Origin of the sequence: Nocardia sp. NPDC050412 (genome assembly GCF_044458825.1) — a bacterium.
Classification (GTDB): domain Bacteria; phylum Actinomycetota; class Actinomycetes; order Mycobacteriales; family Mycobacteriaceae; genus Nocardia.
This window is the reverse complement of sequence record NZ_JBITIJ010000029.1, coordinates 12,584-31,915: the sequence shown is the minus strand read 5'-3', so window position 1 is coordinate 31,915 and position 19,332 is coordinate 12,584. Positions and strand designations below refer to the sequence as shown.

14 protein-coding genes and 2 pseudogenes are annotated in these 19,332 nt (G+C 63.7%); 6 read left to right on the top strand and 10 right to left on the bottom strand.

Annotation, left to right across the window (positions count from 1 at the left end; translation table 11 throughout):
* Positions 1-31 precede the first annotated feature (31 nt).
* The 6 genes from ACIBI6_RS40345 to ACIBI6_RS40320 all read right to left on the bottom strand — a co-directional run bounded on the left by ACIBI6_RS40345 (position 32) and on the right by ACIBI6_RS40320 (position 6,615).
* Entirely contained in the window at positions 32-730 is a 699-nt protein-coding gene (locus ACIBI6_RS40345; protein WP_396960425.1) for a hypothetical protein, read from the bottom strand.
* 80 nt (positions 731-810) lie between these two features.
* Positions 811-2,079, bottom strand: a complete 1,269-nt coding sequence (locus ACIBI6_RS40340; protein ID WP_396960423.1) for a type IV secretory system conjugative DNA transfer family protein — start codon at positions 2,077-2,079, stop codon at positions 811-813.
* Positions 2,076-4,223: a ThiF family adenylyltransferase gene (locus ACIBI6_RS40335; RefSeq protein WP_396960421.1), complete on the bottom strand. Its 2,148-nt coding sequence runs from the start codon at positions 4,221-4,223 to the stop codon at positions 2,076-2,078. The genes ACIBI6_RS40340 and ACIBI6_RS40335 overlap by 4 nt, the downstream gene beginning before the upstream one ends.
* A 72-nt stretch (positions 4,224-4,295) precedes the next feature.
* Entirely contained in the window at positions 4,296-4,502 is a 207-nt protein-coding gene (locus ACIBI6_RS40330; protein WP_396960419.1) for a hypothetical protein, read from the bottom strand.
* 744 nt (positions 4,503-5,246) lie between these two features.
* Positions 5,247-5,849 (bottom strand): hypothetical protein, encoded by a 603-nt coding sequence (locus ACIBI6_RS40325; RefSeq protein ID WP_396960417.1) that lies wholly within the window; start codon positions 5,847-5,849, stop codon positions 5,247-5,249.
* A 148-nt stretch (positions 5,850-5,997) separates the two neighbouring features.
* Positions 5,998-6,615: an NYN domain-containing protein gene (locus ACIBI6_RS40320; RefSeq protein WP_396960415.1), complete on the bottom strand. Its 618-nt coding sequence runs from the start codon at positions 6,613-6,615 to the stop codon at positions 5,998-6,000.
* Positions 6,616-6,909: 294 nt separating this feature from the next.
* Between ACIBI6_RS40320 and ACIBI6_RS40315 the strand changes: the two genes are divergently transcribed.
* The 3 genes from ACIBI6_RS40315 (at position 6,910) to ACIBI6_RS40305 (ending at position 10,967) form a co-directional block, all read left to right on the top strand.
* Positions 6,910-8,397, top strand: coding sequence for an ROK family protein (locus tag ACIBI6_RS40315; protein ID WP_396960413.1), 1,488 nt, complete (start codon positions 6,910-6,912; stop codon positions 8,395-8,397).
* A 120-nt stretch (positions 8,398-8,517) separates the two neighbouring features.
* Positions 8,518-9,183, top strand: coding sequence for a hypothetical protein (locus ACIBI6_RS40310; protein ID WP_396960411.1), 666 nt, complete (start codon positions 8,518-8,520; stop codon positions 9,181-9,183).
* A gap of 827 nt (positions 9,184-10,010) precedes the next feature.
* Positions 10,011-10,967, top strand: coding sequence for a squalene/phytoene synthase family protein (locus ACIBI6_RS40305; RefSeq protein ID WP_396960409.1), 957 nt, complete (start codon positions 10,011-10,013; stop codon positions 10,965-10,967).
* Positions 10,968-11,226: 259 nt separating this feature from the next.
* Here ACIBI6_RS40305 and ACIBI6_RS40300 read toward each other — a convergent pair whose 3' ends face one another.
* The 4 genes and pseudogenes from ACIBI6_RS40300 to ACIBI6_RS40285 all read right to left on the bottom strand — a co-directional run.
* Complete coding sequence (locus tag ACIBI6_RS40300; RefSeq protein WP_396960407.1) at positions 11,227-12,492, bottom strand: FAD-dependent oxidoreductase; 1,266 nt, start codon at positions 12,490-12,492, stop codon at positions 11,227-11,229.
* A 66-nt stretch (positions 12,493-12,558) separates the two neighbouring features.
* Positions 12,559-13,491, bottom strand: coding sequence for a terpene synthase family protein (locus ACIBI6_RS40295; protein ID WP_396960405.1), 933 nt, complete (start codon positions 13,489-13,491; stop codon positions 12,559-12,561).
* A gap of 431 nt (positions 13,492-13,922) precedes the next feature.
* The gene (locus tag ACIBI6_RS40290) at positions 13,923-14,945 is read right to left on the bottom strand and encodes a polyprenyl synthetase family protein (RefSeq protein ID WP_396960403.1); all 1,023 of its coding nucleotides are present in this window, start codon (positions 14,943-14,945) and stop codon (positions 13,923-13,925) included.
* Positions 14,946-15,212: 267 nt separating this feature from the next.
* Positions 15,213-15,350 (bottom strand): annotated as a pseudogene (locus tag ACIBI6_RS40285) (TniB family NTP-binding protein); the annotation flags it as partial.
* Between the two features lie 298 nt (positions 15,351-15,648).
* On the opposite strand from ACIBI6_RS40285, the gene ACIBI6_RS40280 reads away from it, so the two are divergent.
* The 3 genes and pseudogenes from ACIBI6_RS40280 to ACIBI6_RS40270 form a co-directional block, all read left to right on the top strand.
* Positions 15,649-16,356 carry a cysteine hydrolase family protein gene (locus ACIBI6_RS40280; protein WP_396960401.1) on the top strand — a complete coding sequence of 236 codons (708 nt, stop codon included), beginning with the start codon at positions 15,649-15,651 and terminating at the stop codon, positions 16,354-16,356.
* An 891-nt stretch (positions 16,357-17,247) separates the two neighbouring features.
* A complete protein-coding gene (locus ACIBI6_RS40275) occupies positions 17,248-18,123 on the top strand; it encodes a hypothetical protein (protein WP_396960399.1) in 876 nt (291 codons plus the stop codon).
* A 765-nt stretch (positions 18,124-18,888) separates the two neighbouring features.
* Positions 18,889-19,113: pseudogene (locus ACIBI6_RS40270) on the top strand (helix-turn-helix domain-containing protein); the annotation flags it as partial.
* Positions 19,114-19,332 lie beyond the last annotated feature (219 nt).

Sequence of the window (19,332 nt, the reverse complement as noted above, 5' to 3'; positions counted from 1 at the left end):
TTCGGGTTGGTGGGTGTTGGGTTCGTGTCGGTCAGGGCAGGAAGTGCAAGGCCACCACGGCGAGGCAGACCGCCACGATCAGACTCGACACCAACTGCTGGCTCCAGCGCGTTGTACCGGTGCGCTGGTTGATGATCCGGATGACGTGGAAATCGCCGTGCACGCCGCGGCGGCCCTCTACCCGGACCAGGTCACCCATCAGCAGGTCTGTGCCGCTGGCGGACAGGAACCGCACTGTCCATGTCCGTTCGGCGGCCGTGATGCGTATTTGTTGGCCGGGGCGTCGGGTGATGATGCCGTGGCCTCGTCCTGCGCGGCGTGAGGCGTTGCTGATTACTCGCGTCCCGATCAGCTCAGTGGGTAGATGACCCGTGCCGCGTCGCCGCCCGGAGATCATGTGCACCAGCAGCGTCAGCACAAGCAACAACAGCAGAGCCGGCATCACCACCTGGTGCAGCAGCACGGACCCGAACAGCACCATGACCGTGACCACGATGAACCAAAACGGTTGCACGACAATCATGTCGACGGTTTGCGGTGCCGACGCCACGACGCCGGTGATCGTGTTGGTGTGGTCCGGCGGAGCGGAGGCGCCGCGAGCGGGGTCGGGGCCGGCGCCGTGGCAGTGGCTGACCCGCAGAAGCGGTTGACCGCAACCACGGCAGTTGCGTTCGGCGGCGGGGTTGGTCCAGCTGCAGCGGGTGCAGGTGACGCTGGCGGGGATGGTCATGAGATTCCTTTCCGGAGCGTGGTTTTCGGGTGCACCGTGGGGTGCTGTCAATCGGACAAGTGCATAGGGACGAGTGCTGATCACATCCGGCGTTGCCACCAGGGACGCAGTTCAATAACGGAAGGGCGGGCGCCTTCGAATGCCAGCGCTCGCCCGGCCGGAAGGCACGCAATCGTGCCGGCCGGGTAGCGGGGACGCCACTGCATTTGCCAGCTTTGCGAGCGCGCTTCGCCGTGTGCGGTGCGATTGCTTGTGGCCGTTTGTGTTTCGTCCTGGATGTCTCCGGCAGCGGTGGACAGCGCGTACAGCGTTTGTTGGTCCATGACTCCGGGGAGGATGAGCTTGATCCCGAACAAGGTGAGGAAGCCGTGGGCGATTTCGGCCCCCCAACGCCCGCGGACCTGGCTGAGGTCCTGAACACAGGCAAGCACCTGCAAGCCCTGACCGCCGGCTTCAGATACCAACCCAGGAAGGTCGTGGATGGGCGCGATGTTGGCGACCTCGTCTAGCGCGAAAAGGACCTGGGGCCGACGCCCCAGCCGATGCGCGGCGAAGGTCGCCAGGCGGATTTCGTGCAGCAATCCCACCACCAAAGGGGCGACTAGCTGTTGCTGGTGAGCAGCGGCGGTGATGAACACGGAGTCACCGGCCGAGGTGACGAATCCGCGGGCATCGAAGTTGGGGTTGAGTGCGGCCGCAGACGCGGCGTCGCTGTGATAAGCGGACAGTACGCCGTCGACGAAGGAGAACACCGACGCGCGCTCGCGGGGGTCGCTGTTGGCCAGGCTAAGCAATGCTTGACGGGCTTTGGCAGTGCGGTCGTCACAGTCGAGAAGCTGCGACGGTGCTTTCAGATCACCGCCCGCCCACTTGACGACCTCGTCGATACCCAGCCCGTCCCGGGCTGCGGCGAACAGCAATGGGGCAAGCAAGGTCTGGGCGCGTTGGCGCCAGAAACCTTCGTTGGTGGCGCCTTGCGTGGAGCGACTGCCCTCCACCATCGCCTGTGCCATCAGCAGCGCGCCGTCCCAAGTGGCGGCCCCAGTGATGGGTGACCACCGCAGCTGATCCACACCAGGCGGGCACCGCTCGGTTCCGGCGGGGTCGAACAGCCACACCCGGCCACCCTGTCGCCGCGCGTCGATGGTGGCTTGAAGAACATCGGCTTTCGTCGACGTGGACACCACCGGCCCGCGAGCGTCGGCGACGGCGGGCACCACGACGCAAGACGTTTTGCCTGAGCGGGGCGGCCCGATGACCAGGACCGCCAGCTCGGTGGCGACTCGGAAAGGATGACTGTCGTCGCGGTAGCCCAAGACCATTTCCGCCCCGGCTCTCGCGCTGGTCATGGCCGCCTCCCGACGATGTGTGCGGCGGCATCGAATGCCGCCGTGCGACTGCTTTGCGGCAAGAGGTGGGCGGCCACCGTGCAGCTCGCTGCGGCGATCATCGTGCACAGCAATGCCAGCAGTGCGTGCCGTCGCTTTCCGCGGCGTGAGCTCGCCGGTGTGGTTGCAGCGGCGTGGATTGCGGGTTGCCGGCTTGGGCCACGGACCGGGGTGGGTCGTGTCCCCTCCGTGGTAAGCCGGTACAGGTCATCGACGATGGCCGCTCCTTGCTCGGCGGTCATCGGAGCCTGGCGGTGTTCGCCGCACACCGGGCAGCCGGGGGTGGTGGGTACCACTGGCCACACGCTTTGGGGAGAGTGCTGGTGGGCCATGCCCGCGAATAGGGTGGGGAAGAAGTCCCAGCCCGGGGTGGTGGCGATGATGCCCAGCGTGCGGCCTTCGGTGAGTAGGGCGTGCAGCGGTTGACCTGCTGGCGACTCGGGGCCTGCCAGCAGGCCCAGCGCGATTTGGGCGGCCACTGACGTGACGATGGTGATCGGAGGGCCCAGCGCTGATTCGCCGACGAGTCGGCCACCGGTGCCGTAGTCGGTTTCGGGTCGTCGGCTTGCCGCGGCACTGCCTACACCGACCGCGCAAGACCAGCAGGCGGTGTTGGCCTGCGGGACCTGCAGAACCACTTCTCCGGCCGCGGCCTTGCGGTACAGGGCGCACGCCACCAGCGGAATGTCGGATTCGTAGGCGTGGTGTGCGAGAAGGGCCTGCTGCGCCATGTCGTCGGTGGCGGCGATGACCAGGTCGACGCCGTCCAGCTCGGCTGGCAGGTCGAGGTCGCTGATCCCCACCGGCCGAGCGGCGACGCGAACGGCGGGATTGATTGCGCCCAGGTGCCGTGTGATCGCGGCCGTTTTCGATGCGCCGAGATCGGCCGCGCGGTAGACGCTGCGGGCAAGGTTGGGTGCGGTGACGATGTCGGGGTCCACGACGGTGACCGCCGCTACCCCGGCGCGCACCAGGTCGTCGGCGATTCGGCTGCCGACCGAGCCAAGACCGGCGATGAGCACCGACTTGGCGGCAAGGGAGCCGACCAACTCTCGCACGCGATCAGTGAAGCCTTCGGCTGTTGCGGAAGGTCGGGTGCCCACGAGTTGGGCCAATTGTCTGGCGGCCGACGCGGCCGGATCCCACGCGATGTCGCTGGTCCTGACCTCGTCGTCGTCGACTTGCAGGGCCATCGGTCCAACCAGTGGGTAGCGGCCATCGAAGATCAGCGCCTGGGTCTGGTCAGCCGGCAAGGGCACGATGAGGCGGTGATTTCCGCCGACGCGGACGGTGTGAGCCAGCGCCACGTCGTTGGGCGTGCGCGCGGTATTCGCCACCACATCGACCCAGTCGTCGACGATGGTCAGCGAGCATAACTCCAGTCCGGCGGCCGCCAAGTCGGCGCGCAAGGATACGATTTCGATACAGGCCCGCGAACAGGTCGGTGCGGTCGGTCCCGACGATTTGGCCAGGACGTGCACCGACATCCGGTGGCTGGATCCGATCGCGACATCGAACTCGCGGGCAACGCCCTCGGTGACGACCGCGATGAGCAGCCGGTCCAGGTGTGGATTCATCTGCAGGGCTAGGGCGGTGGTGCGCAGATCGGTGCTGGATGGGTCGGGAATGCCGCGGGGGTGGCTGTGTACGGTTCCGGTCAGAATGCCGTGCCCGGCCGATTCCAGCGCTCCGATGGCGGTGGTCAATTCTTCGGAGATGTCCCAGCTCACCGGACTGTAGCTGCCCTGAGTGTCGGACAGGAGCAGATGGGTCATTCCTTCGATGCCCAGCAGTGCGCCGCCCCGCTCGGGTGCCACGGTGGTCAGACTGGCGGCGATCGCCGCCAGCGCGCCGTCGGTGAGCCGCACCGTTGGGACGGTGTCGCTGTGGGCGGTCGGCCCGGCGGCCATGCGTTCGGCGGGTAGCCGGCTCAGCTGGGTGGCCTGCCCGTAGGGGTCGATCAGTTCGGGTTGGCCGCCGGGGCGCAGCATTACATCGGTGCCGGGTGCGCCTACTTCGGCCTGGCGCAGTTGTCGGGTGATCTGGGCCCAGTCCGGGCCGGCCATGCGCGCTGGCGGCAGCTGTGAGGTGGGGTTAGTGGTCACGAAGGTCCTACTTTCGGTGGGTCGGTAACTTGTGGGCCGCGGTTCCACCATGTGATGGAGCGGGCGCGGCGATCACCGCCTGCGCCACAGATAGATAAGGAAGAGGCCGGCGCACACAAGCAAGATGTGGTGTGTGGCTGCACCTGCCAGCAGCGCCGCGCCCACCCAAATCCAGCGGTTGCGCCGATGCGACGAGGCCAGTGCGGTCGTGCCCGCCGAAGTCGACGCTTCGCCGACCTCGTTGCGAAACTGATTGAGCGGGTGGGAGTGTTCGGACATGGACTTGGTCCTATCGTTGGGTAGTTCGGGGTGGCTCTGTGGCTCTGTGGCTCTGTGGCTCTGAAAAGCAAAAGCGGCGGGCCAGCCGCGTTGATCACAGATTCAGCCCGGCCGCTGAGGTAAGCCGGCAGCGGGATCAGCTCGACGGCGACGGTGGATGCGAACACGACGGCCATCGCCGCGAATTCGGCGTCTCCTTCGGGAGCGTCGACGCTATCGACCCTGAAAGTAGGCGGGCAGCAAGGTCCGTACAGTGTCGTGTCGGCCGGTACGGCCCGCCTTACGGGGCGGTTCGCGTTTCGGCGATCAAAACCAGGCGCCGCGCGCGCGGTCGATGGTCATAGAGGGATTCTTGATCTCGACGACGAGCCAGTCGAGGTCGCCTCCGCTGGCGGCGTCTGCCACCAGCAGATCATCCAAATGTGCCAGGAGGCACCAATCCGATTCCCCGACCGCGCTGCCCGGGGAGCGACGAACAGCAGGTATTCGACGAGGCCGCGTCGGGCCCGGCGAGGTAGTCGCAGACGGCGCGCCGGCATTGGTATTGCCGTCCGGAGCGACGATGTGGCATCTGGTCGCGCCATGCCCTGCGGTTCCGCGCGGCCCACGGACTCCGTGTTGAGTCGTCGCGTTCGTCGGGGTCGCGGAACCCCGGGACGAACAAGTGGTGGGAGAAGCCCGTGAGTAGGGCACGGTCGCCGCGCCGCGCCCAGCTCGCGAAGTCGATCGCGGCGTCTAGGGCCGTCACAGGCTGAACCCTGGGTTATGGCCGTGGGCACGCATGTAGTGGTGATACATCCACTTTGCGGCGTGTAGGCGGGCCTCCTCAAGTGTCGCGGCGGCTCGCCCGGTGGGCCCGCAGATGACCGGGATCCGGTCGACGCCCACCACGGTGGCGATCATATGGGGCCCGTGGCCGAACTGGTCGTCCATGTTCGGTTCGATAACGAAGACGCGGAAGTTGTTGCTGTCCTGGGGGTTTCGGAAGGCGAAGAACACGTACTCGGGTGCGCCGGATTCTGGGCGAAGCCGAAATTTCCAGCCGTTGAGCAGCCCGGCGGTCGTCGGCGTCCACTGTTCGACGTTGTCGGGGTCTAGCCGGCTCAAATCGCCGATGTCGCTGCTGTGCGGGGCCTGGTTGATGGCGGCCATGCGTTCGGCGGGTAGCCGGCTCAGCTGGGTGGCCTGCCCGTAGGGGTCGATCAGTTCGGGTTGGCCGCCGGGGCGCAGCATTACATCGGTGCCGGGTGCGCCTACTTCGGCCTGGCGCAGTTGTCGGGTGATCTGGGCCCAGTCCGGGCCGGCCATGCGCGCTGGCGGCAGCTGTGAGGTGGGGTTAGTGGTCACGAAGGTCCTACTTTCGGTGGGTCGGTAACTTGTGGGCCGCGGTTCCACCATGTGATGAAGCGGGCGCGGCGGCGCGGCGATCACCGCAGCCGCGCATGCGGCTCGGGCGGACTGATTACCGACCAGTCGGGCCTTCTCGATGTGGCTGCTAGGCGGCGTAACTGATGTCGCCGTCGCCGACCGGGTGGAACCAGTCGCCGTTGTCGGGCAGGGCGGTCAGCTTCATCCGTGGTGGGGCCTGTTCGAACAGTGCGGGTATGTCGTCGATGTCGATGAACGTGATGCCGTCGATGTTCGGCAGGCAGCCGGCCCATTCGGTCATTCCGATTGCGATCACTTCGGTGCCCTGCGCGGCAAGCTCGGTGAGCGGGCGCGCGAAGCACTGGGCATCGTGGCTGACCACCACCACCGTGGTCCACGGGTGGGCCGACAGGTGGGCGAGCATGTCGGCGTCGATGTCACCATCACCGTTGTTCGCTTTCGGCTTGGCAAAGACATGCCAGCCGTCTTGGACCAGGGCTCGAACCCATCCCAGCAGCTGCGGCGGCGGATTGGCCGGGGTGTTGGTGAAAACGCACGAGTAGGCGGCGGCGCTGCGCTGTGCGGCCAGATCGTGCAGCCAGCGCTTCAGAGCGGGCCACTGGATCCGTTCATTCCGTGTGGGTTTGCGGTCCCAGCAGCGGGCCACACTTTGCTCGATGTTCGGACCGTCGACGATCAGGGTGCACTGGCGATACGAAGATTCGATGCGCGAGAAATCGGTCATGTGTCGTTCCTAAGGTTGGTGTTGGGTACAAGTGACAAGTTGTGGTGGATTTCGGGCAGCCGGGTGATCGTTTTTCGCGTGTGCCAGCCGCGGCTGATCACAGCTGCGCGGGAAGCCGATATCACACCCGTGGCTGCGAGGGGTGGTTCTGGGAGGTCTGTTCCTACCAAACCCATAGTGTCAGACATTCGATGCGAATGTCACGTGCGTTTCACAACTGTAATGCGATTTCAAACTGTTATGCTATTCTCAACTAGTTTTATAATCACATGGCGCATTGGGGCAGAATCCCTGGTGGATGAAGGGAAGGCGAGGCAGGTGGGCCACGAACAGTTTCAGTCCCTGCTCGACAAGCTCGTGGAGGTGCAAAGGTCCGCAGTGGGCCAAGAGGTCTTCGGCGAGTTGCTCGCGCGGACGTCGCTACGGGCGCCTAATGAGACTTCACGAGTCGATCTCGCCGCCCCCAACCCCACGGCTCGCCGTCCGGTCGACCAGCGAGCCATTCCGCAAGGCACCGTGAGCAAGGCAGTCAAGGCGCTTCTTCAGGTGGGCCTGCTCGATGACGGCGTGAACCTACTCAGGAACAAGGAGGGCCGGGTTCTCTCGCCGCTGCGCCTGGGACAGGGCTTTGTGATCGCTGGCGTGCACGTCGAACAGCGGCAGTGGCGGCCCACCGAGATTACTGTCGCTCTCGTCGGCCTGGATACGTCACACGAGTTCACCGCCCGCCCCAGGTGTGAAGTTCTTGGTCATGGACACGACGAGTGGGAGGAAGTAGCCGAGGTCGTCTATCGCGCGATCACTGAGCTCAAACGAGGAGTCGATCCAAGTGGAGACGCGCTGCAGCTGTTTGGAATCGGAATAGAGGTTGGCACTCCCGTGCATAACGGCAAAATCATGCCAGCGCCGACCGCATACCCTCATCGATCTGTCGACCTCGCCGGAATGGTGCGGAAGCTGTTTGCAGCCGATGATGACTTCGACCAACCGGTCTCTGTCGTGATCGAAAACGACGTCAACGCGCTCGCGGTACTGGCGTTACACGAGGCGAAAAACAGCGAACCCGACCTTGTAGTAGTCAGCGTGTTCGACGAAGGGGTAGGGGGCGGCCTGGTGATGAATGGTCGTCTACGTCGCGGAAGCAAGGGAAAGGCAATGGAGATAGGCCATCTGGAGGTGGGTTATGCCCCCGGGGAGGTGCCTCCACCCTCTCAAGCCCATTACGGAGTGGAAGCCGACTGGCCGCAGCCTGAGCGTCGGGGGGACGCTGCGCTGCCCCCCGATTTTCTGCAGCCCTGTCACTGTGGCGAATACGGTCACGTCGACACACTGGCAACTCCGAGTCGTATCGAGGGCCAGCTCCGCGCCAACACAGCAGCAGGTCACGCAGGCGCTGAAGCCACCCCAGAGCGCGCAGTATTTGCACAGGCCGGATCGGCGCTCGGCCGCGCGGTGGCACATGTGTGCAACATTGCTAATCCGAACAGGTTAATCATTTATCTGCCCGAAGCCCTGGCAGCCCCGGCCGCCGACTCCGCCGCCACCGCGTACCTCCAATCAGCAGTGTCGGAAATTAGAAGCGCGTTCGCAACGGCCGGCGACCCAGATGGCTTCCTCACAGTCAGCAGCCTTCCCGCCGATCGGGACCATCGCGCAAAGCTGGGGGCCAAAGCGGCCGCTGTGTGTGTGCTCGAAAGCTTTATCGAACATGCCTTACGGCTAGACGAATGCAACCAGGTATCGAACGACAGACCAGCGACCGACCATTCGAGCGCTGCGTGACAACGGCTTCCGCGGACGAATGATGATCGCGCGAAGACGGGCCTTGGGATCTGCGCGGTCGGGGCCGAGGGGCAGACCAGGTCGCGGCGCAGGTTGGCAGCGCCGCGGGCCGCTGTGCTGGTGACCGGTGATGGCGCCAGCGGCGAGCAGCAGGTTATGCGCGATCTGGGCACAACCTCCACGCCGCCGGTTCCGGACGCGGACAATACGTTTCGCGGACGGTGGGCAGCGCGCAATGCGACGTTCTGCGATCTGATCGCGCGCACGGGACTGCGACTGTCCGAGCAGGCGGCTCTGACGAGGTTCCTGCCGCTGGAAGTACAGGCGGGGCGGGTTCCAGTGATTCTGGCTGCCACAGAGCATCACCAAGGGCGGGTCTGCTCGGCGGGTCTATGTTCCCGCGCCCGTGCGCGGCGATCTCTGCGCTCCTATGCGGACATCGATCGGGCCGAGGTCGTGCAGGACGCTCGAACCGCAGGCGGTTATCGGAAGATGCACGCGCCCTTGGTCATCGAGGACGCGCAGCGACCGTTCGTACTCCAGCACCACACCGGGGGCCTTCGCAGACTGAGGGTCGACCAATTCGATGCGGAGCAACGACGCCACCTGCTCGTCGATGGACCGGACGGGTTGGAACCGGCGGCGTTCTGGCTGTCGGAGTACGGAATGCCGGAGATCGCGGCCGCCGCCTCCATTGTCGGTCTCGCACCGGACACCTGCTACAGAATCGGCACCACCGGCCTGCTCGACAACAAGCTGGCACCATCGCGTGCCTCTCCGGTATGAGGGACTCCGAGAAACGCGCGGAATTGCATTTGCTTCAGTTCGACCGGTTGCGATATTGGTCGAAACCGCAGTTCAGAGGGTATCAGACGGCGACTTAAGATCGATTTTCACTGAATCTGCCTGGGGCTCTTGCAAACAACGTAACCGGTACTTGCAGGCCAGATGCAGTTTGGTGGTCCACCCGGGCCAGTGAACGCCCGAGCACATGGTCGTCAGGCTCGTCGCGTAGTCAGTGTGCCCACATGCCGATGCAACCGAGCAGTCAACGGTCAGTCCTGAAACCCCATCTACAAATTCGCTTGTATACCCAACGTCAGTGACCAGTCGCAGAATTGAGATCGGGCCGCGAAGGCACAAGTCGTCGGTCTGAGTAGCTGATCGCCGTCGAGGCAGGAAGTGAGGCGGACGCGGAATCCGGATGTCCAGCATCAGCAAAGGTTGCATTGTGCAGGTCTGTGACATCGAATCCAGACGAAGGCCAACACCACCACGATCGAGCGGCAGTCCGTACAGACGAATTTCGACACACGCGCTCGGCCAGCCGACCACCGGTTCACCGCAGGTCTTCTACGTGCGGGGGGTAAGGAGCAGTAGCGAGAAGAGTCACGGGGTTGGGTGCGGTGTAGAGCGGTTCACGCCGTAGCGCAACGCATCCCGGCCCCTCGCGTGTGGCCAGCCGGAAGGGGCTACGGCTCAAACGTCACGCTCCCGGCTGAATCTCGTTCAGCGCGTTGGGCCGGAAACATCCTTGAAACCCACAGTGCGTGCGTGGATGCAGGGGTACAGTCGAATTTCCTTGCGTAACAGCCGATCTTAGGTGCGTGTTCATGCGGACGTGGCGACGTTGTCTGGATGCGGCAGGGGTACAGGGCGACACGGCGCGCGCTGATTTTTCGGCTGCGGCACGGTATACGCTGCGCAAGCATTTCGAGGGCTGGGGTCCGATGCAGGTCTTGGCTCCGCCGGAGAGCCTGCCGCACATAGCCGCCGCAGTGGCGTTGGCGCGCTACACCGATGACCTCTGCGACAGCGGCCCTGTCGAGGGGCGGACACAGCGGTTCGAGGAATGGGCCGACCATGTGGGTACGGCGCTGCAGACGGGCAGTTCGGAGCATCGGCTGGTACGTGCGTATCTGTACTCCGCCGATCTGCTGAACCTGTCCCGCACGTGGATCGACGCGTATATAGCGGGTACTCGCGCCGACCTGGAGTTCCCCGGATTCGCTCAGGACGCGGACTACCAGCGTTACGTCGATACGGTTTCGCTGCCGTCGTTCATGCTCGGTATCGAGGTTGTGCCGCGCCTGGTCCCGGAGCAATCCTTCGTATCCTCGGTCCGCTTGCTCTCGGAAGGGTCGCAGCGGGCAGACCACCTCACCGACGTGTTCGAGGACCTGCGCGGCGGGCGGTTGTACCTTCCGGTTTCCGACCTCGACCGGCACAGTGTGACGCGTGCGGACCTGGAGCAGGGCCTGGACACCGCTGAGGTGCGGGCGTTGCTATCGGCCGCGGCGTGTTCCGCGCGTGCCTCACTCGTGGAGGGTGAACGAATCCTCGGTGAAGTCGCCCCTGAATACCGCCCGGTGTTTCGTTTTGTGATCGGCGTGTTCCACAAGCGTCTGGACGACGTCGAGACTCGTGGGGTCGCCATCATCCGCCGCCCCTACCACGACGGGAAGGTGACGGGCCTGCGCCTGCTCGCCCGTTCTCGTCGTATGGGTGCCTCGACAAAAGCTCTGCCTGGTTATGCGGGATCGGGCACCCCAGCAGCGCGGCCGTCGTGAGCTACCGGTAACCGCGGCTGCTGCATCACTTGGGTTGAAGAGAAGAGGCCGCTACGGCCGGAGCTGTAATTCGGTGGACCTCAGAAACAGTTCAGCGATGTGCATTTGGGCAGGGGGAAACGTAAAGAACCAACTGTTGCGGTGTCGCTGCAGTTGCACATCGCCGGAGATTATACCCCGGGCCTGCCCGGCCAACGCCTAACGCCGCTGCCGTTCGTTCAAGTGCGGCAGCACCACCGCGAGTAACCAACCAAGTGGGTCACCATACTGCCCCGAGCTTCCGCGCTGCGGCAACGCCGGATTCGCAGCCGCTCTCATGGAAGCCGTCACCGTGATAGGAACCAGCGAAGGCAAGTCGATCGTCGCCCAGTTCGGCCAGCAGCGATCGCGCTTCCACGGCGCGACGATCGAATACCGGATGCTGAAAGGATGATCGACCAAGAACGGCATCGGGATCGACGTCGTCGTCGTTGAAGGTACACACGACGGGCGTGGGTGTGTCGATATTCTCCAGCATATTCAAGTCGATACTCAAACCTTTGATTTCGGACTCATGGTCCTTGCAGGACAGCGTCATCCGGATCGCACTGTGATCGTCTCTGCCAGCGGAGCGGAGCACAGAAAGGTCCGTGTGCCAGGCAAGATCCGGCTGTGTATAGCGGAACGCGCCCAGAATCGCGCGCTCTCGTATCGAAGCGTCCGCGAGGATTGTCAATGCGGTAGCCGCCTCGGTGGCGACGACCGCCTTGTCGAAGCGGTACGTCGCGCCGGATCCGTCGCGCAAGCTGATCGTGTCCGGTTGTCTTCGTATTTCGGTGATCGGACAATCCGTGTTCACGGCATGGCACCGGCTGGCGATCTTGTCGACGTACACACGACTTCCACCGATAACGCAGAACCAATTCGCAAACCCGTCAGGCCCGACCGCCTGGTAGCGACTCAGGGTCTGCACCATGAACTCCAACGGCGTCCGGCGGAGATCGTCACTGTTCATCAGGAAGAACGGAACGGACCGTGGATAGAGAAAATGTTGAAAGAAGTATTCGGTATACCCCATCGTCTCGATAAATTCCCCGACGGTGGGGCGGTTCCGATCGGAGTCCATCGCAGCCAACACGTCGGTAGGAAATCGTGCCAAATCAGCGTCGAACCTGCTCCACAGACCAGGTTCGATCGCATCCGGCCGCACCAGCGCACTCCGGCCGAACGGGTCGCGCGAGTTCAAGTCGTGGAATCCGCAGTCCGAACAAACAACGTCGATGGAGATCGACGCCGGTCGACGCTCGACCCCAAGTTCATCGAACAGCCGATTCAGGTTGCGGTATTCGTCGTTGAACAGGATGAACCCCACATCGACCGGGACTGTTCCACCGTCTGCCATCAGAGCGAAGTCGCGTGTATCAGCGTTGCCGCCCAGCCGATTCCGAGCCTCGAAGATCGTTACGTCATGGGTGCCCTGCAGAATATACGCTGCCGTCAGACCTGAGACCCCTGCACCAACTACCGCGACCGTCGGACGAGCCATTGCGTATCTCCGTTCTGAATGTGCAGGGTGACAAGTTGTTTTCCGCAACCGATGTAGGCCCACCGGTCAGGTTTGGCGGTGTTTCTGCCGGATGTAGCGTTCGCACGTAAGACCGTACGAGAGCATGCCCCGCGTCAGATCCACCAATGCCGGACCGAACAAGTCCGCTGAGCTCCCGTCCGAGTCACCATCGGGAAGGCATTGCGATTCCAGACTGCTGAGTAGTACTTCACATTCGTCGGCAACAAGTTGAACTGCAATGTCGACAGAGACCTCACGATCCGCCGCCACGACCGCGACCAGGTTTATCGGGTCTCCAGCGGCTGCTTCCTTGGGATAGGAATGCAGATCGTGGATGCATGTGTTGATCCAGATGGCCAGGTCCCGCAGAGATTTCGACTGGTCGCGCACACGAACGCCGCACTCGAGCTCGAGCATGTCGAGCACAAGGTCGCCGGCAATGGACCACGGTCGGATGCGTTCGTAGGCCAGCAGCGTCGGTGGTATACCGGCCAGCCGATAAGGTATTTCGAAGACCAGACCGCTTTGATACTTCTGCATGCTGTCGGCCACGGTGACGACAAACTGGGCGCCGCCAAGATCAAGAAACCGACATCTTATATCGTGCAGCGCCAGCTGGAATTCATTCGGACGTTCGGACAGCTCACCGGTATCCAGGAGCCTATTGATTGTGGATGCGCTCTCGAACATAGCGGTAGGACCGTGTCGTTCACAGTTGTCGTCATAGGTGAACAGCCACCCGATGAAATCCGCCGCTACCTGGGTCATGGATGCCGATGCGTTCGGAAACGCATACGCCGCGCACCATCCGCTTCGAGTCCGTTCATATTCCTCGCTGGGCAGTCCGAAGTGTGCGGCCCATTTCTCGGACTCATACTGCGCCTGCGTCAGGTATTGACTCGCACGCCCTGGGTGACGTCGTTCGAGATCGGTCAGAACCTTGCGAAGCACAGCCATGCCCGGCACCAACTTGCTCAATCAGACCACCTCCGTAGCGAATTCACCATCTCCAACGCCATCTGCCATTTAGGGCGGTACCGCTCATCGTCGGAGATCGCGCTGTGCTCGCGACGGGCGGCGATCGCCGCGGCCTCACCCTTGTCGTCGACGGCTTCGCCGTCCCTGGTCGGGTCGATTCGGCCCTGTTGTGCTCGTCTCCATAGACGGTGTGGTCGGGCGACCGGGACGCTGGTGACGCCGTTCCGTACGTACCCGGTGCCGTTGTAGCCGGGGTGTGGAAATGCCTGCGGGTATTGCCGCCGATGACATGGCCCATGCCCTCGAGATAGGAGCCCACGTGCGGGCCTCGGCCGAGCGGGCCACAGAGCAGGTGCTCGCGCGCGGCGAGGAACCAGATTCTGTCGTCTTGCGGTTTTCGGCCCGGGTCGTGGGATTCTGCGTCGGGTTGTTCATCGGCTTCTTTCGGTTGCCAGCCGGGCTAGGGCGCGTAGTGCGGCGTCGGTGCCGTAGTGGGGTGGCAGAGCGTCGATCGCCGCGTGCCGGTGCCGGTCGGCATGGCAGCGTGCCGCGGCGCGTCCACCGGCCCGATCGAGAAGGTCGCGTGTGTGGGCGATGTCGGTGTCGGTCATCTCCCCGCCGCGGGCGTACAGTTCGCACAGTTCAGCGGCGGCGGCGCCGGTCGATTCCAGCGCAGCCACCACCGGAAAAGTGCGTTTGCGGCGGGCCAGATCGTTGCCGGCGGATTTGCCGGTCACCGATGGGTCGCCCCAGATGCCCAGCAGGTCGTCGGTGATCTGGAAGGCCAGCCCGAGTTCGCGACCGAAGATGTCGAACGCAGCCACGGTGTCGGTGTCCGCGCCCGCCGACAACGCCCCCAGGGCGCAGGCGCACCCCATCAGGGCGCCGGTCTTACCTGCCGCCATGTCCAGATAGTCGGCCACCGTCACCTGCGGGCGCGTATCGAACGCGATGTCGTCATATTGCCCACCACACAGTTGCACCGCTGCGGACTCGAGCCGGTCGACCGCCTCCCCGACCACGCCGCCCGGCAGACCGGTGAGGGTTCGGATCGCCAAGGCGTGCAGCGCGTCTCCGAGCAGGACAGCCTCATCGACACCCCAGCGACGCCACACCGTCACCCGGCCGCGGCGGATGGTGTCGCCGTCCATGAGATCGTCGTGAACGAGGGTGAAATTGTGGAGCAACTCGACCGCCGCCGCAGCCTGCACCCCCGTGGTCGACACGCCGCACCCTGCCGCGACGGCCAGCGTCAACGCGCCCCGCACCATCTTGCCCGACGACGCGCCATCGAGGTCCGACCACCCGAAATGATGAAATGCCATGCGCTGCAACGGTTCCGGCAGCTCCATCACCGCCGCCCGGACCGCGGGCTCAACCCGGAGACGCGCATCGGCAAGCACCCGGGCCGCGTCGACGCTCTTAGGCTGCTCGGTATCCGATACCGCGTTCACGCGCCGTACCCCCTGTCCGCGAACCTCGGTCCCCCAACCCGTGACACCGACGACCAGGCAACGGATTACAAAAGATCAGTATCCCCGATCGACCTCGGTATCCCAAGAGAGAAGCCCACCCGAGCGACTCTCAGACTACGCCACATGCCAGGCGGCAGTTGACGTTTCGGACCAACCCCACCGTTGCTGCCCAGCTTCGAGTGTCCGCAAACGGCCGTCGGCCGACAACTTTCGGAACAGATTTCGGCTCCATCGTCCCAACGCACGCAACACCAGCGGCGCGAACCTGTTCTCCAGCTGGTCGTCGGAATGGATCGCTAGGTGCGCGTCGCGGGTTCCCACACCCACCAGCGGGATGCGCGGCTCGTTGCCGAGGAACCGGATCACGTTCAGAAACTCCCACCGCCCGTTGGGTTCCGGGGAATAGTGCACGGTCGGAATATCTCCCCTCCACCAGTATTGCCCGCCGCGCTGGAGTTCTTCGCATCGCCGTGACGCGCCAGTGGTGTGGTCCAGTACATGTCGGGTGTGACCACCGCGACCTGACTTTCCAGACCTTGCCAGGCCCGTGGTTGAAAGTCCCTTCGCCACACGCCAACCGGCCGGTGGAGAATTCGGCGTGGGCCGCTATTCGATTTCCCCATCAAGCTCACGCCCTGACCGACACAATCGATTTCCGCCGTCCAGCGGGAGGAGCTTTCCGATGCCGAGCACCGTGCTGCTCATGATCGACCTGCAGAACAGCTATCTGCTCCAGGATGTACGCGACGCGCTGGGGTGGCGACCAATCTGGCGGCTACACGAAGTAGTCACCGAGTGCGCGGCCCTCCTCACCGCAGCCAGATCCGCCGGAATACCTGTGATCTACTCACGCCAAATCCTCAGCCCGGCAGGGCAGCTGGCCTTCAACCCACGGGCTGCGCGACATCGCCGGTATCGGGCATCACAGGTACCGCAGCTCTCACCCGCGGAAAAGGTGTGGCGCTCGCAGCTGATGGATGCGGTAGCACCCGAATGCGGCGATGTGGTGCTGGAAAGGACCAGGCATAACTTCTTCGCCTACACCGAACTGGGACCGATATTGCACAGCCTCACCGCTCAACGACTCATCGTCGCCGGTCTGCAAACCAACGTGTGCGTCGAAGCCACCGTGCGGGCGGGCCTCGAGCACAACTTTGAGGTCGCCGTCGCCGAGGACGCCGTCAGCACCGACGGGCCAGCACTGCACTACGGTGCACTGAACTCAATGCGTGTCCTCTACGTTGAGGTCGCCCCGTGGAGGGAACTAATAGAACCCGGCGCTGCATGGGACACGGCGTTCACCACACCGAGCTACGGGCGCGATACCGCCTACTGGACCGACCCGGTCATCGTTCCCCCATCAGCTACGCATACCAATGAGGGCGACTGACCACGCCCGCAGAAACCCTCACCCGCGCAGCCGAACTCGCCGCCAACTGCCGCAGCCCGACGTTCACCTCCGAGATCCGCACCACGCCCGACTGTCCGACTGTCTGAGGGCTCGCTCAAAGTCGTACCACCAGTTCAGATGAAACTTGGATCTCGACGATTCAACCGCGATACTGAGGGGGTCGACACTGCCTCAGGCCAGCAGCACATCCGCCCTGCCCTCTTCCCCGAGACTCATCAACTAGTCCCGGATCTCCCCTCGCGCCGCGGATCAGGGGGTTGGCTAAACCTTCACTGTGAGCGGCCTAGTGCCCCACTGACTTTCGTGCAACATGTCGGTCCCCGCCCTGGTCGTAGTTATTCGTAGAACTTCTGCTTCTGCCCCAACAGGATTCGGCTTTCAGCGATCATCTTCGCGGACTCCGGTCTCGTCGCTGGCGATGCTCGCCCTCGGCGGCCTGGCGGCTGGGCGGCTGGGCGGTCACTGTGCTCACCGATCCCGCCGTCGCGATCAACCTGATCGCCGCGCTGATCACAGCTGTGTCCACCGGCCGAGGTAGCCGAATAGTCGGTGTATACCCGGCGTGGATAAGTACCAGTCGCACCGGGAGCGGTGTCAAAGGCGTTGAGATCCCCGGAGATCGGAAATGCTGCCAAGGATGCGAGCATAGCCAGCTGAATCACCGCTGCGGACGGTACTCTGAGCGGTCCACTCCAGAATCCGCCCAGGAGAGGGAGTTCCATGATGCCCGCCTTCAGCGCTGATCGCAGTCCATGGCCCACGGCGGTTGGGACTGTCGCCTACGCCGAGCTACCGCGGGCATTGACCACGTTGTCGCAGGCCCACGCCTACCGGGCACTATCAGGCATCGGCGCAACCGAGCCGTTGGAGTTGATCGATCAGGCGTTCTCTGCGGGTGCAGCCATAGAACTCCTGCTCAAAGCGACGCTGGCAACGGTCGATATCCACTTGATCAGGGAAAGCGGAAGCAATCACATTGCGGCATTGAGTTTGTCGGGTAAACACACGAAACCAGCGGTGCCGCCGCTTCCCGATATCAGAACGCTGGCACCACCAGGTGCGGTCACCATTCTCGAACTGCTCGCCAATCAGAAGTTCTCGGGATCGAGTGACCTCAAAACGGTGTTGGCTGTTCGCGACTCGGCGGTGCATATGGGTTTCGTTGACGCCCGCGCGAACGAGAGAGCCGTCGGTGGTCTGGTCAAGCTCGTCGGCTGGGTACTCGCCGTCCGACGTGGTCTTGGCCAGGACGGCGACTGGGACACCTTTTGGAGCAAACACGCCCAACAGGCGCGCGAGATCCTCGATGCCCGCAACGAGGAGATCTTCACCGAGTTCCAACGCAAGATCTCAGCGGCGAAAGCACGCTATGCGAAGCTGGCTGGCACTGAGTCGGGCCGGGATGCGATTCCGTATCTCGAAGAGGGCGAGGAACCGCTCGCGGTGAACGAAATCTCCAGGGAGACTGTCTGTCCCGCATGTGGCTGTCGGGGCCGGACTCGATTCGAGGTGGTTCTTCGCCCTTTGGTTGTCGACTCCGAATTCCCTCCTGGCCAGCCTGCCAACTATGGCCAGGTGATCGGTCGCCCAGACCAGTTCCATTGCTCGGTCTGCAAGCTGGCACTGGTGGGCGACGATCTCACGGCCGCCGGGATCGTCGAGGAAGTCGCGCTCAGCGCCGAGGAGATGTCTCGGGACGGATTCTTCGATTGGCTGCTGATGAACTCGATTGATGAACAGCCCTAACAAGCAGGCAGCAACAGCCGAATTCGTGAACATTGAGGTCCCCCGCTTTCTCGGAAGGCTCAGACTGTGGTCCGATAGGGCCGGAAGGAGTCATTCGTGGCAGCACCGAAGAAGTGCCCCCAACGAGTTCGGTCGGGTTGTATCGGGAGTCGGATCCCAAGCCGACCATCCGGAAGCTGGCCCAGCAGCTCGGGGTGCATCACGAGGCATTGCTGAACTAGATCTGTCAGGCCGAGGCCGCCGCTGACGTGGCCGCCGAAAACCGTCCGTTGAAGAATCGGGTGGCGGAGCTGGAGCGAGTCAACGAGATATTGCGTTCTGCGAGTGCATATTTCGCCACGGAGCTCGGCGCGACCCGGCGGGTGATCATGCGGTTCATCGAACAGAACAGCCAGCAACCGGTCGAGCTCCTACTACGGGTCTTGAGCATTGCGTCCTCGACCTAATACGAGTGGAAGAAACGCGCGCGACAGCCCTCGGATCGACAGATTGCCGACGAGCAGTTACTGGCTGAGATCGCCGACATTCATGCCAGCTCGGGCGGCACCTACGGGTCTCCGCTGGTGCACACGATCAGTAGCCGCACGAAGGAATGACTGGCGGTGGCCGCGGACTACCGTGGCGAGTCCGCCACGGCCCGCCCGCCCGCTAAGCGCAGAATGCCTGCACAGAGCTGCTGATGAACTCGCGGTCCACTGCCAGAGTGTTGATATCGGCGCGGGTGAACCGGCCCACCATATTGGATCGGATCTATAAGATTCAGGGGTGTCGATAGGGCCGGGGGCTGGCCTAGATCCCAGTCAGATTCGTACCCGTGAGGAATTCGCGAGGGCGCTCACCCAACTCCGCGCAGATGCCGGATTGACGATCAGGCAGGCGGCCGAGCGGTCGGGTGGTTTGCAAGGAACGGTTAGCGGTTGGTTCGCGGGCAAACATGTGCCGACCGATACGAACGAGCAGATGCTGCGTGACTTACTAGAGGTCTGTGGAGTTGCCAGATCGCAGCAGGGCCTGTGGTTGGATGCCGTGCGTCGTGTCCGTCAGACGACGACTCGGCGTGGCGATGATTCCCCACGCGTTAGTGAACACGTGGCAGATCGGCTCATGCTCATCATCGGCTCGGAGTGCGACGCACTACCCCGCCTCGGGTTTGTTGATCAGACCGCCGCAGAGTTGGCGTCTTCACTAGCAGAGTTTGGCGAGTGGGTT

What these genes read in the sequence shown, in the direction of transcription:
- ACIBI6_RS40280 (WP_396960401.1), top strand. Translation starts at nt 15,649, where the DNA reads ATGCCGAGCACCGTGCTGCTCATGATCGACCTGCAGAACAGCTATCTG.
- ACIBI6_RS40305 (WP_396960409.1), top strand. Translation starts at nt 10,011, where the DNA reads ATGCGGACGTGGCGACGTTGTCTGGATGCGGCAGGGGTACAGGGCGAC.
- ACIBI6_RS40340 (WP_396960423.1), bottom strand. Translation starts at nt 2,079, where the DNA reads ATGACCAGCGCGAGAGCCGGGGCGGAAATGGTCTTGGGCTACCGCGAC.
- ACIBI6_RS40330 (WP_396960419.1), bottom strand. Translation starts at nt 4,502, where the DNA reads ATGTCCGAACACTCCCACCCGCTCAATCAGTTTCGCAACGAGGTCGGC.
- ACIBI6_RS40320 (WP_396960415.1), bottom strand. Translation starts at nt 6,615, where the DNA reads ATGACCGATTTCTCGCGCATCGAATCTTCGTATCGCCAGTGCACCCTG.
- ACIBI6_RS40345 (WP_396960425.1), bottom strand. Translation starts at nt 730, where the DNA reads ATGACCATCCCCGCCAGCGTCACCTGCACCCGCTGCAGCTGGACCAAC.
- ACIBI6_RS40300 (WP_396960407.1), bottom strand. Translation starts at nt 12,492, where the DNA reads ATGGCTCGTCCGACGGTCGCGGTAGTTGGTGCAGGGGTCTCAGGTCTG.